This window comes from Bacteroides sp. AF39-16AC (genome assembly GCF_003602735.1).
Lineage (GTDB): Bacteria > Bacteroidota > Bacteroidia > Bacteroidales > Bacteroidaceae > Bacteroides > Bacteroides uniformis.
In genome coordinates, this window is the sequence record NZ_QTLN01000003.1 from 1 (window position 1) to 14,831 (window position 14,831).

Sequence of the window (14,831 nt, forward strand, 5' to 3'; positions counted from 1 at the left end):
ACGCTGATTGACGGTGTGAAGGGCAAGGGACAGTACGTGGGTACCTACCTGGCATGGCGTGTAAACGACAACTGCTGGTGGGGTGAAGGGGAAATCAAGTTCTACATGGACGGTGACAAGGAATACCCGACTATCTGCGGGACCGGGACTGAGGACTACTTCTGCGGCTCGTACAATTTCGAGAACCAGAAGACGCGCCAGTACCAGGAGTTCACCACCCCCTATGCCGGCATGCACCAGGTAATCCGTCCCGACGGGCTGTACCGTGCGGTGACCGCTTTCGGGCTGTACCGCTGGCATATCCTTGACCCGGTACGCTTCGACAAGGACCTGAAGGTCACGATACAGGATTTGGGATGGCGTCATGACGGACGCTACAACAACCAGAAGTCGGATATCTCGTCGACCACTTTCTGGTACCAGGCCGAGCCGCATGCCAAATTCCCGGCTTTGCCGAGCAAGGACGATTTGGAAATTCCAAGATGGTAAAATTGGGTATACCCGATATTTAAAATTACGTTGTTTTTTTATTAACTATTAAATCAAAGTATTATGAGGATTTCTTTTAAAAGGAATGGTTTCATAGCATTGGCATCAATGCTATCATTTGCAGTGTATGCAGGGGATAATTTGCCCCTTGCAACCGCTGCATCGGGGACAAATGGATCTATTCAAGTATCTGAGCATGGCGTAGATACTTCTAATGAGATTCAACAAGCGAGAGTAATACAAGGAACAGTTCTGGAAGAAGGGACTAATGAACCTCTTATTGGGGTAAATGTTGTCGTTAAAGGAACTACTATAGGTACAACTACTGATGTGGAGGGAAAATATTCGATAAGAATACCTTCTGATAATGCTGTGTTAGTCTTTTCTTATATTGGTCAAAAAACAGAAGAATATTCTGTTAAAGGCTTGAAATCTTTGGATGTTATTATGAAAAGTGATGCTACGATGTTGTCTGAAGTCGTTGTATACACTGGTTATATGACTCAGAAAAAAGCTGACTTAACCGGATCGGTTGCATTGGCGGATTCAAAAGACATCAAGAAGACTTCCGCTAACGTTATGAAAGCTATGCAGGGTAAGATGGCCGGTGTGAAAATTAGCAACAATGGCGGTAATCCTGCAGAAGATATAGGCATTCAAATTCGTGGTCTTTCTTCTTTGTCTGGAGCTGTTACTCCATTAATTGTATTGGATGGTATGCCAGCTGAAGGTCTGAATCTACGTGACATAAATTCAGGAGATATTGAATCTATTCAGGTATTGAAAGATGCTGCTTCTGCCTCAATTTATGGTGCACGTGCTTCTGGTGGTGTGATTTTAGTCCAAACTAAAAAAGGTAAAGCTGGTAAGACTACCATTGACTATAATGGTAGTGTTTCTGTAAGTTCTATAATAAATAGACCGGAAATGATGAACGCCACAGAATGGGGTACTGCTGCCTTCCGCGCTGCTGCTTATGATGAGTGGGCTTATGGTTCAGGCCTATTATTACCCAATGGCTTTGAGTATGAGTATCATAGAGGTGATAATGGAATGCTGGTATTGGATAATATGAAAATGAAAGAATATTTGGATAATAATCAATTGGTAAAAGCAACTGATACAAATTGGATGGATGAGATTTTCCGTACAGCAGTTTCTACAAATCATCAGTTGACTATTTCTAATGGTTCGGATAAAGCTAAAAGTTTGTTTTCATTAGGGTATACTAACAACCAAGGTACACAAATTCATTCTTTTTTCAAACAATATTCTGTACGTGCTAACACGGAATATAGTTTGATTAAAGATCGTTTGAAAGTAGGAGAAAATTTAGCTATTTCTTATTTGCAGTATAAAAGTCAATGGGAAACCTTTTTGGCTATGATTATGCCACCTATGGTTCCTGTTTATGATGTAAATGGTAACTGGGCAGGACCTGCAGGACTTGATGATTTTGATAATCCGGTACGTAAAATGACTATGGGTAAAGATAATATCAATAATTATGTGAAAATTATTGGTAATGTTTTTGCAGACCTGAATATTTGGAATGGTATATCTGCTAGAACTCAGTTTGGTATAAATTATGGTAACTCTTATAGTAGAACAGTAGATGGGGCTTATGTAGAGACTGGTTTTAGAGGCAATGATAAAAATTATGTAAGAAATAACCAGTCCCATCCGTTAAATTATGTATGGACTAATACTTTGTCCTATAATAAAAGTTTTGGAAAACACCATATTGATGCTGTATTTGGTAGTGAGTTTACCCGTTATGTACAAGAAGGTTTTTATGCAAGTAGAGAAGGACTTTATTTGGAAGATCGTGATTTTGCCGGTCTTAGTGTTGCTACCGGTGATGAAATTGATGTAAGTAGTTCTGCTGATGAATATACTTATTTCTCTCTTTTTGCTAAGGCCAATTATTCATATGCTGGTAAATATTTGTTGTCTGCAACTGTACGTCGTGATGGTTCTTCTTTGTTTGGTGTCAATAATCGTTATGGTGTATTTCCTGCATTTTCTGCTGGTTGGAGAATTAAGGATGAAGCTTTTATGGAAGATGCGGACTGGTTGTCTGATCTGAAAATTCGTTTCAGTTGGGGTACGAATGGTAGTGTACAAGGATTACCTCGTGGTTACACAACTACTCCATTTACTACTAATTATTTTGATACTGCATATCCTATTAAGGGACAAGCAACCGGCGCTTTGCAGTCTGGCTATAGAAGAACTTGGATTGGTAACCCTGATTTGAAATGGGAAACAACCAAACAAACAGACTTCGGCGTTGACTTTGGATTTTTCAATCAACGTTTGACTGGTTCTTTTGACTATTACTATAAGAAAACAAATGATATCTTGGTCCAGACTCCATATATCGCAGCAATGGGTGAAGGTGGTGAACCTTGGGTTAATGGTGCTAGTATGAATAACCAAGGTGTAGAATTTACAGTATCTTTCAAGAGTGACCCCTCCAGTGAATTCCAGTGGGCTGTTAGTGCCAATATTGGTACATACAAAACTGAATTGACTGACCTTCCTTCCAATGTAATCAATAAGTATGCTGGTGATGGTGTACACGATTTGATTTTAGGACGTTCTCCAAATTCTGCTTATGGTTTGGTAGCTGATGGTATTTTCAAAACTCAAGAGGAAGTTGATGCTCATGCAGACCAGCCAGGTAAAGCAGTTGGACGTATTCGCTACAAGGACTTAGATGGTGATGGTGTAATCAATGAAACATATGATAGAACTTGGATAGGTTGCTATGACCCGGATTTCTTTGGAGGTCTTAATTTTGATTTCGCTTATAAGGGTTTTGATTTGAACTTGTTTTTTGAGGGTATGTTCGGTAATGATGTAAATAGCGACTGGAAGAAAGAGAGTGATATTTGGCTTTTCACCAATCCTGCATGGAAAAATCATGCAACTCGTATGTTGGGCGGTTGGTCACCTGACAATCCGAATTCTGATATTCCGGCTATCTCGAATAATACTGCCAATCAAGAACAAAGATTCTCTTCTTGGTTCATAGAAGATGGTTCATACATTAAGTTGAGAAATATTGAATTGGGTTATACATTTCCGACTAAGCTTATCAAAAAAATGCATATGAGTAATCTGCGTTTGTATGCTGCTGCATATAATGTATTTACTTTGAAGAAGTTTTGGGGAGATGACAAATATACAAGTTTCGATCCAGAAAGACCTTCTTATCATTATCTGACACCATTTACTTTCAATTTCGGTATCAATGTTTCTTTTTAAACTTAATTAATAAATTATTATGAAAAGCAAATATATAACTTTATCAATTGCTCTATGCTCTATATTGGGAGTCAGCAGTTGTGATTCATATTTGGATATCAATCCTAAACAAGTTCTGGACCAAAATATACTTAACAAACCTAGCGATATAGAAGGTTTTGTCACAGCAGCCTATGCCCGTATGTGTGAGATGGGGTCATTGGATTCCTCTCCTTATATGTATTGGTGGAGTGGTTCTATGCGTTCGGATGACTGCTACAAAGGTGGTGGTGGTGTTGCTGATGCTGTAGGTTCTTTTGGTAACATATCACTTTTTACTTATGTAAATCCTAATACTGGTGCATTGGATGGTACTTGGTATAATTCTTATCAAGTTATCCAAAGATGTAATACAGCAATTCAAAGAATGGCAAATTTTACGGAAGAAGAGTTACCTAATAAGAATAGTTTTATGGGTGAGATGCTCTTTATCCGTTCATTTACGTTGTATCGTTTGAAAAAACTTTGGAAATATGTACCCTATATTGATGAGAATGTAGTAGGTATGTCAGATGCTTTTGAAGCAGTACCTAACCGTGAATTGGATAAGGGGAATGATCTTTACTTATGGCAACGTATTCTTGATGATTTTAAAAAGGCCGAGGAATTATTGCCTTTGGATCAGATGGATAAAGGTCGTGTAAGCCGTAATGCTGCTACTGCTATGGTTGCTAGGACAATATTAAATATGGCTTACGAACAGGATGATCGTCATCAGGTGATAAATATCAATAAGGAATTACTTGCAGAAGCTTTGCCTTATATTGATAAAATTATTGATCAAGAAGGTGGTCGTGTAGGTTTGGAATCTGATTTTGGTAATAACTTTTTGGTAGAGTATGATAATGCTACTAAAGAATCCATTTGGGAATTACAATTTGCTCTTGATAATAATTTTCATACAGCAGGTCGATTTAATCGCGCTGAAGGTTTGAATCATCCATGGATGTGGCCCGAAACACAACCTGGTAATTTTGTATTTAAGTGTTGTGACTTTAACCATGCTAGCTATACGTTGACTAATGCGTTTAAGACTGATGAAAACGGTTTACCCCGTTTCGAGGATTATAATGAGGATGATTATGGTCAATATATTAAAAATTCAGATGGTTCTTATAATTTGGATATCGTTAATTCTGGCGCTAAGCCTTACTTTGATAAGTATACATGGGATCCCCGATTTAGCCATACTATCGTAGCTCCTGGACAGCCTTGGAAGTATGATCCTGATTTATTATTCCATTCAACTGCTACTCGTGATCCGATTACTTATAGTTTCTTGAAACCCATCAAAGATATGCCACATCCTGATTGTGGTTGTATTGCTTATGATGGATGGCAATTTAATTCTATGAATAAGAAGATGATTCGTTACGATGACGTGTTGCTGTGGAAAGCTGAGATTTTGATTCAATTGGATAGAGAAATGGAAGCCCTGCCATATATTAACCAGATTCGTACTCGTGCTGCCAATAGTTTGGTTCGTTTGACTCAAGCTGACGGTTCATATACAATGAATTATCATATTGCTACTTATCAGCCGGGTATTAACTGTAATTGGACTAAGGACTTTGCATGGAAAGCCTTAATGTGGGAAAATCGTCTTGAATTTGCTTGCGAAGGTCATCGTTTCTTTGATTTGCAGCGTTGGGGATTGTTGGAAAAGACAATGAACGAATATTTTGCTATTGAAAGAACTCGCTTCGATTGGTTCAATGATGCTCGTTTTACTGCCGGTCGTGATGAGTACTTTCCGATTTCCCAACCACAAATGAATTATTCAAAGGGTAACTATACGCAGAATCCGGGATATTAATGTTTAACTATTAAGAAGAAAATTATGAAAAAGATAGTAACCATTTTTACAATGTTGTTGGTAGTGTTATCACTGTCCAGCTGCTATGACAGAGATGTGCTTGATGACAAGGGCTTGAATTATTTCATGCCTACGCCTGAGAATGTGCAGTATATTCAAGATAATGCTACTACAGTGACATTGACTTGGAGTATTCCTTCAGTAATTCCAGAAGACTTCAGACGTCCTATTTCAGTACAGATTCAAATAGTGGAAAATAATATTTATAGAGATAGAATAACCTTGGTAAATGAGGAAACCTCTCATACTTTCACTATTGATCCTGCTAAGAAGTATCGCTATATCGTTAAATTGGTAGGTACTTTTACTGAGGAAAATCAAGAAACAGGGCGTACATCTACTGTTACTTCTGAGGGTGTAATAGTTAATGTCGAATAGTTTCGAGAAGGATTTTTGTAGTTAATGATAGAGAGTGGGCTTTTACTGGTATTTTTCTGAGTCAGCTCACTCTCTATTTTAATATTTGATATAAGGCGAATGGGTTATCTGGTTACGATAAATTGAAAAATGAATCAATAGACATGAAAAACATATTATTTATAGTATTCTCTTCGTTTATATTTTTATTTGTTTCTTGTACTTCTGAACAAGAAACTGAAACTTATATTCCTATTGATGAAATTATACCTTTGGATACTCATTTGATTCCAAATAAGGATACAAAAATTGTATCAACAACATTGAATTTTAAGGATATTGATGCCATAGATTATTTGCTGGTTAGAAAGAGTGTAGGTGACAGCTATTCAGCTAAGATAAGTCAAAGCGAACTTACGTCTGATTATATTTTCAATTATACCATCCAAAAAACAGATCCACAGAATTTTCGGCTAGTATTGGCTGCCTTTTACAAAGATGGTAATATGTCGAAAGAGCTCTCTTTGAATGTGGATAACCGTTGGGGTTTTTTTATTCGTAATGTTACTCGTATAGCTCGTGTTACAGGGAGTATAATAAATGGAGAAAACTTTCCAAGTCCTAATAATACTGCGACAAAATGGAATGTAGGAGGAACAGATCTTGGCATTATTTGGGAGATGCAGCCCGGAAAATATGGAATTTTCTTTGGTGATACTTTTGGGTATGACTTTAAGCCTAATCCAGCTAATCCTGGACCTAACGGAGGGAGTTGGCGTAGTAATGTGCTGGCTTTCTCGGAGGATAATAATTTAGAAGATGGATTGTCATTCAGCAATATGGCTACTGATGATAAAGGGTATGCCCGCGAGATAGTATATGGGGGAAAAGATTCGTCAGGTAATGGTGATTGGACTTCTATCCCAACAGCTGCTATTCGTGCTAATGGAATAGATTATGTGCATTATTTTAATATGAGAAATTGGACGGGATGGATTACAAATTATTCGGGAATATATAAGTCGGCTGATAATGGTTTGACATGGGCTAAATGTAAAGATATAACCTTCTCATCTTATAGTTTTTTTGGTCAGGTAGGGTACTTTAAGAAAGATGGATATGTTTATATGATAGGTACTCAAACGGGGAGGGATAGCAATGCTAAATTAGCACGATTTCATGAAACAGATATTGAGAATAAGACAGCTTATGAATATTGGAATGCTTCTACTAATCAATGGATAAAAGGCAATGAAAATGAGGCAACAGTATTAATAGAAGATAAGGTTGGTGAACTTTCTTTTATATATAATGAAACACATAAGAAATGGATAATTGCTTATTTCAATGCAGATAGATATAATATAACTATGCGTACGGCAGAAGACATAACTGGCCCATGGAGTGAACCCTATGAGCTTGCTAATGGTAGAGAGTATGCCCAATTGTATGGTTCTTACATTCATCCGTTGTCGGTAACTGGTGATAATTTATATTTTACGATGTCAATGTGGATGCCTTATAATGTTTTTTTAATGAAGGCTGAATTGGCTGATATGGGAGAGTTTTAATTATATTGATAAATATAATATCATGAACACACGCACATTAATTATAACTTTTGTTTGGATGATAATGTCCAACATAGGCATCTGTGCTCAAGAGCATTGGGATGTACAAGAGAAAATTGAGTTGAATAAGGATGTTTTTCCGAAAAATTTTAGTAAAGCTATTGATGCTATACAGTATGATTTATTAGGAATTGAGAGAGGAAAAAGCCATGTGAAGATGATAGATAATAACACTTTGTACATAAACCTTTCTTTTTCGCTTAAAAACTCTGTTCAACAAGGTGATTGGCGTATAGCGGTAAAGCCGGATTTTTTACCTTCATTCCATTGGGCGCCACATCTTACTCCTACTGATAGAAATGTCATCGATCAACATGTATTCCGTTCTCCTGCCCTTATTGTAGCAGACGATCATCAAACTCTTATTCTTATTCCCGATTTGGATATTATGCAGAAGGGGACTCCTGTACGATGGTATATGGATATGGACGCATCCTCTAATACACTTATTCTCGGAATGTGCAATAACCATGTATCCGAACACGTTCTGTTTGAGCGTGATCAAGAAACTACTTACCCAAAAGGCGATATTGAAATAGGCTTTTATTTGATGTATTCTGATAGCAAGGAAGTATTGCGGAATCCTTTTAAGAAGCCGTTAGAATTTATGTGGAGTCGATGGGGGCATACTGCATATGTGAAAGGTAATCCGGTGAAGGAGAACCTAGAAACGTATGTGAAACATACTTATAATTGGGCTTTTAATTCATGGTCAGAAAATGTGTGGCAGCAATTTGAGTTAGATGGGAAAAAAGTGGGTGCTCCCGTATTTATTGTGAATGTTACACAAAGTCCCAATTATCCGGGAGAGATTAATGAACGTGAATTTCGTTCTATCTGGAATCAGGCATGGTTCAGTTCATTGCGTTCTGCAAGTGGGTTATATCGATATGCAAGAAGAACCGGTAATAGGGAGCTTCTTGCAAAAGCAAATTTGACAAAAGAACTGGCTCTGTCATTTCCGCAGAGGAATGGTTTTTTCTATGGACTTATCGGTACGGAAATGCATGAAGTAGAGATTGATGGTAAAAAGTATAATCGGAGCAAGGGGTGGAATACCTATTATTGGGGAAATTCCAACAGAAACCCTTATACCTGGAATCCGAAAGAATCTCCGTATCATATTCTTGATATGAGTTGGACAGCATTGTTGATGCTTCGGTGGTATGATGAATTAGAAAAAGATGCCCGTCTTTTGGCTTATGCAGAAGACTATGCGATGGCTTTACTTGGGATACAGTATGAAAATGGTTTTTTCCCTGGCTGGCTTGACTTAAAGACAATGCAGCCGATGAACCATTTGAATGCTTCTCCTGAAACATCTTTATCAGTTACTTTTTTACTTAAACTGTATGAGCTTACACATAAGGAAGAGTATAAACGGGCAGCGTTTAAAGCTATGAATGCAGTTATCCATGAAATTATTCCGGTTGGGAAGTGGGAAGACTTTGAAACCTATTGGTCTTGTTCTCGTTACGGTTCGGATAACTTGGTAGGTAAAAAAGTTTTGCGGAACAATATGCATAAACAGAATAATTTTTCAATGTTCTGGACAGCTGAAGCCTTACTGGAGTGCTATCGTCTTACCTCAAATAAAGAATATCTTGATTATGGACAGCGTACACTTGATGAATTGCTGATGACCCAAGCGTCGTGGCAGCCGCCATACATGTATGTAAATGTATTGGGTGGTTTTGGTGTGTTGAATGCCGATGGTGAATGGAATGATTCACGCGAAAGTCTTTTTTCCGAACTCATTATTCAATATGGAAAACTTCTTGGTAAACCAGAGTATATAGAACGAGGATATGCTGCACTTAAGGCATCTTTTGTAATGATGTATTGTACTGAAAATCCTCAAACCAAACAGCAATGGGAAAAAGTTCATCCGTTCTTTGCTTCAGAGGATTATGGATTCATGATGGAAAATTACGGGCATGGCGGCCGTACAAATCCGGCAGGTGAAGGTATGGGTGAGTTTACAATCTATGATTGGGGAAATGGAGCAGCGGCTGAAGCGTACAACCGCATCCTTGATAAATTTGGAAAAATAGAATAATGATTCGTTAACATTAATAATTCAACTATGGTAAGATCAACTTTAACTTTATTGGCCCTATTTAATGTGGCTATACTGTTTCCGGGTAAAGCAATGTCCCAGAACAGTGAAGGGCGGGAGTTTAACGGTAAGTATCAAAAGGAATATCTGGATAAGATTGCATTTCCTATAGGGGGAATCGGCGCCGGAATGTTCTGTTTGGAGGGAACCGGTGCCATTTCGCATGTGTCTCTCAGACACCATCCTGATGTGATGAATGAGCCGTATACCTTTGCTGCGATTTATGTAAAGGGGGTTGAGAACGGAGCAAAGGTATTGGAAGGGCAGGTTCCGACTTGGAAGTTATTTGGTCCTGCACAGAGTGGTTTAGGTAGGGGAGACAAGACGTACGGTCTTCCACGCTTTGAAGAAGCGGTATTCCAGGCACGTTTCCCTTTTGCAACTGTAGATTTGAAAGACAAGGATATGCCTTTGGCTGCAAAGATTACGGGTTGGAGTCCTTTCATTCCGACGGATGCGGACAATTCCAGCTTACCGGTTGGAGTACTGGAATATCAGTTTACAAACACTTCCGATAAGGCTATCGAAACCGTGTTTTCTTATAATACCAAAAATTTCATTGATGGTCAGGGTACTATCCGAGGAGTAAAGAACGGGTTTGTTTTAGAATCCGATCAGAACAACAGTGGGCTAGCTATTTATGTGGACAATGCTGCTGCTGTTGTAGACCATTGTTGGTTCCGTGGTGCCTGGTTCGATCCGCAGACTGTGGTTTGGGATAATATTCGCTATGGGCGGATCGCTGATAAGCAGCCGGTTAAGGGTGTTGCTCCGGGAGCGTCTGTTTATGTTCCGCTGACGTTGCAGCCGGGAGAGACAAAAACAGTCAAGGTAAACTTCTGCTGGTATCTGCCCGATTCAAACCTTTCTATCGGTGGTGCCAGAAAGGTAGGACAGGCATTTACGGGGATGCCCTGCAAGGGAACGGCTTCCGGTCAGCAACCTGTGAGCGGCTTTGTCGGCAAGCAGTTGCTGAACTCGTTCGATAAGGGTGGAGATGGACTGACGGGTATTATTCAGTCTCCTGAGTTCAATATTGGGAAAAGATATCTGAAGTTTCTGGTAGGTGGAGGCAGTCAGGCTGACCGTACTTCTGTAAATCTTGTAGTAGACGGAAAGATTGTAGAGACGGCGGTCGGAAATCAGACGGAGACTCTGAGTGAAACCGTATGGGATTTGAAACCTTATCAAGGAAAGAAGGCTTTTGTGAAAGTCATTGATTTGGATGTTTATCCGTGGGGACATATTCTGGCCGACCAGTTTGTGTTGACAGACAATAGGAATGAAGATATTTACAACTTGTCTTCTACATCCACCTTACTTGCCGATTTTGAAAGTAACAGTTGGGGAGACTGGCAGGTTGTGGATTCTTCTGAAGAAGAAAAACAATTCCTGGCAGATGAAGGAGATGTCGAAGCTACCTACAGACCTTGGTACTCGGAGCGTTTCAAGAGTTTGAATGAGGTTATCGGCTATTGGGATGCAAATCAGGCGATGCTGGAAAAGAACAGCCGGCTGTTCAGTGATGCATTCTATAGTTCCTCTTTGCCGGCAGAAGTACTGGAGGCTGTTGCTGCTAATTTAACTATATTGAAATCTCCTACGGTATTGCGTCAATGGGATGGAAGATTTTGGGCTTGGGAAGGATGCCAGGATTCTTTTGGCTCTTGTCACGGAAGTTGTACGCATGTGTGGAATTATGCACAGGCTTTGCCCCATTTGTTCCCGTCTTTGGAAAGAACCTTGCGTGAAACGGAATTTAGGGTAAGCCAGAATACGGAAGGACACCAGAATTTTAGAGTCAACTTGCCTATTTCGGCACCGCCTCACAACTTCCATGCTGCTGCCGACGGACAGTTGGGTGGGATTATGAAAATTTACCGTGAATGGCGTATCAGCGGGGATACACAGTGGATGAAAGACCTTTTCCCGGCAGTGAAAAAGAGTCTTGACTATTGCATCCGTACATGGGACCCCTTGCATAAGGGCTATCTTGAAGAGCCGCACCACAATACTTATGACATCGAGTTCTGGGGACCGGACGGCATGTGTACAAGTTTCTATTTGGGAGCTTTGACTGCGTTTATAGAGATGGGCAAGGAGCTGAAGCAACCCGTTAAGGAATATACGGCCCTGCTGTCAAAAGGCAAGAAATACATGGAAACTGCACTCTTCGATGGAGAATATTTCATACAGAAAATTCAGTGGGAAGGGCTTCAGGCTCCCAATCCGGTTGATGTAATGTCTTTCGGGGGAAGTTATTCCGAAGAGGCCCTGAAATTGCTGAAGGAAGAAGGGCCAAAATACCAATACGGTACCGGTTGTCTGTCCGATGGAATTTTAGGGATGTGGATGGCTTCCGTATGCGGACTGGATGAAGTGCTGGACAATGAAAAGGTCAGGAGCCATCTGGTGGCCGTACACAAATACAATCTGAAACATGACTTGGTAGACCATTTCAATCCTCAAAGACCGGTGTATGCTTGTGGTAAGGATGGCGGATTATTGCTTTGCACATGGCCGAAGGGTGGTATGCTGTCACTGCCTTTTGTATACAGCAATGAAGTCTGGACCGGTATCGAATATCAGGTTGCCAGTCATTTGATGATGAAAGGTGAGGTGGAAAAGGGCTTGGATATTGTCCGTGAATGCCGTGAGAGATATGATGGAAGAGTAAGAAACCCATTCAATGAGATAGAGTGCGGCCACTGGTATGCACGTGCCATGGCAAGCTATGGAATGTTGCAGGGGCTTACAGGAGTGCGGTATGATGCTGTTGACAAAACCATGTACATCAATTCTAAGATTGGTGATTTCAAAAGTTTCATCAGTACTGATACCGGTTTCGGAACTATTGAATGGAAAGCAGGAAAGCCTGTGTTGAACGTGGTTTATGGCAACATTGATGTGAAACGCTATAATGTTTCAGGCAAGATTGTGGATTGAGGTCAATTAGGATAGGGATGTACAATCAAAGACAGATTAAGATGACAGAGAAGAAGAAACTTCTTGTTTTGTGTGTTGCACTATTTTGTTTTATAGCTGTTTCTGCACAGCAGAGAATGTCTGTATCGTCTCTTGACGGAAAACTTAGATTTTCTCTGAAAGTAACGCCGGAGAGTGTTTCATATGACATCGACTATAGGAAGCAGCCTCTTATAACAAATTCTTTGCTTGGTTTCAGCTTTGATAGCGGAGAGTTCGGAAGGAATCTTAAAGCAGGAAAGGTGCAGCGTAAAAAGATTGATGAGACATACAAGCTCATTGTCGGCAAGACAAGTAGTGTACGTAGCCGTTGCAATGAAATGACCGTTCCCATGCAGGAACGGTCAGATTCCGGCCGTCTGATAAACCTGGTTGTAAGGGCATTCGATGACGGGATAGCATTCAGATATGAATTTCCGGAACAGAAAGCATGGGATTCATACGTGATGTATGATGAAAGGACACAGTTCAACTTGCAAGGAAACCCGATGGCGTTGCTCATGTACCTGCCCGGGTATGTGAATACACACGAAGGGGTATACAGTCATGTAAGATATGACAAGGTGGCAAGGAAAAGGCTGATAGAGATGCCGGCGACATTCGAGTTCGACAACGGGGTGGCAGTGGCTATAACTGAAGCGGCCATAAGGGACTATGCGGGAATGTACCTGGTGAAGGAGAAGGGTGGACTGGTGGGAAAGCTCTCGCCAAAACTGGGGCAGGAGAAGATAAAGGTCGAGACAGACAGTTTCCCGCACCGTACCCCGTGGCGCGTAATCTCCGTTGCAGACCGGGTGGGAGGATTGCTGGAGACGAATATACTAACAAGCCTGAACGAGCCCTGCAGGATTGAAGACACTTCATGGATTAAGCCTTGCAGGACCACGTTCACATGGTGGAACGGGAATGTCGTGCCGGACAGCACGTTCTCTCCGGGAAACAACTTCGATACAAACAAGTACTACATCGATTTTGCAGCACGCAATGGCTTGGATGCACATGGAATCTACGGATATGCGGAGACTCCTTGGTACTATGATGACAACTTCAATTTCGGATGGGCGGGACCCAATGCGGACGTTACAAAACCGATACCGTGCCTGAACATGCCGAGAATTGTGGAATATGCAAGGAGCAAGGGGGTTGGCATACATCTGTGGGTACACTGGAGACCGTTGTACGACAAACTCGAAGAAGCCTTTGCGCTCTATGAGGGATGGGGGGTAAAAGGACTCATGGTGGACTTCATGGACCGTAATGACCAAGAGATGATACGCATCCAAGAAGAGATACTGGAATGTGCGGCAAGACACAGGCTCTTCATACAGTTCCATGGGTCGAGCAAGCCTTCCGGACTGGTAAGGACGTATCCGAATGAATTCACACGGGAGGGGACACTCAACTATGAAGTATGCAAATGGGACACGCTGGTGAATGCGGACCATGACATTGCGATACCCTTCACCAGGATGCTGGCGGGAGCGACGGACTATCACCTGGGAGGGTTCAGGGCACTGCCGCGCTCGGAGTTCAAGATACAGTATGTAAATCCTCATGTAATGAGCACACGCTGCCATATGTTGGCCATGTATGTGGTTTTGGAAAACCATCTCACCTCTTTGTGCGATACGCCAAAGGCTTATGAAGGTCAACCGGGGTTCGAGGTGCTCCGTACCGTGCCGGGAACGTGGGATGAGATAAGAGTTCCGCTGGCAAAGATGAATGAGCATGTCACGGTGGCCCGCAGGAGCGGTTCGGACTGGTGGGTAGGCTCGCTAAACAACGGTGCGGAAAGGAATCTGAAATTGGAATTGGACTTCCTTAGTGAGGGAGACTACCAAGCAACGATCTATACCGATGCAGAGGATGTGGACCGGAATCCAAACCATCTGGACAGACAGGTACGGAAAGTTACAAGGAAGGATATCATTGAACTGAATCTGGCAAAGGATGGAGGAGCGCTATTACATATCAGAAGGTTATAAGGGTGATGTTTATCAGTTGAAATTGTATTTCAATCAGTTGTTAGTTTGTTAGGATAAGAAGATTGTTCCAGGATAAT

8 protein-coding genes are annotated in these 14,831 nt (G+C 40.9%); all 8 read left to right on the plus strand.

All coding sequences use genetic code 11. The features are described from left to right. Positions 1 to 489: glycoside hydrolase family 172 protein (locus DW039_RS04035; protein WP_133302533.1), on the plus strand; the 489-nt coding region annotated here is incomplete at its 5' end. A gap of 63 nt (positions 490 to 552) precedes the next feature. Continuing rightward, on the plus strand, positions 553 to 3,762 hold the full coding sequence (locus DW039_RS04040) for a TonB-dependent receptor (RefSeq protein ID WP_009037504.1): 3,210 nt from the start codon (positions 553 to 555) through the stop codon (positions 3,760 to 3,762). Positions 3,763 to 3,781: 19 nt separating this feature from the next. Beyond that, positions 3,782 to 5,617: a RagB/SusD family nutrient uptake outer membrane protein gene (locus DW039_RS04045; RefSeq protein ID WP_034529209.1), complete on the plus strand. Its 1,836-nt coding sequence runs from the start codon at positions 3,782 to 3,784 to the stop codon at positions 5,615 to 5,617. A gap of 24 nt (positions 5,618 to 5,641) precedes the next feature. Further along, complete coding sequence (locus DW039_RS04050; protein ID WP_009037502.1) at positions 5,642 to 6,055, plus strand: DUF4945 domain-containing protein; 414 nt, start codon at positions 5,642 to 5,644, stop codon at positions 6,053 to 6,055. Between the two features lie 143 nt (positions 6,056 to 6,198). Then, positions 6,199 to 7,605 (plus strand): DUF4185 domain-containing protein, encoded by a 1,407-nt coding sequence (locus tag DW039_RS04055; protein WP_120381769.1) that lies wholly within the window; start codon positions 6,199 to 6,201, stop codon positions 7,603 to 7,605. Between the two features lie 22 nt (positions 7,606 to 7,627). Then, entirely contained in the window at positions 7,628 to 9,724 is a 2,097-nt protein-coding gene (locus DW039_RS20865) for a hypothetical protein (RefSeq protein ID WP_165853099.1), read from the plus strand. 93 nt (positions 9,725 to 9,817) lie between these two features. Next, positions 9,818 to 12,730, plus strand: a complete 2,913-nt coding sequence (locus DW039_RS04065) for a GH116 family glycosyl hydrolase (RefSeq protein ID WP_044467973.1) — start codon at positions 9,818 to 9,820, stop codon at positions 12,728 to 12,730. Positions 12,731 to 12,771: 41 nt separating this feature from the next. After that, entirely contained in the window at positions 12,772 to 14,754 is a 1,983-nt protein-coding gene (locus DW039_RS04070; protein ID WP_120381770.1) for a glycoside hydrolase family 97 protein, read from the plus strand. The last annotated feature ends 77 nt before the right edge of the window (positions 14,755 to 14,831 follow it).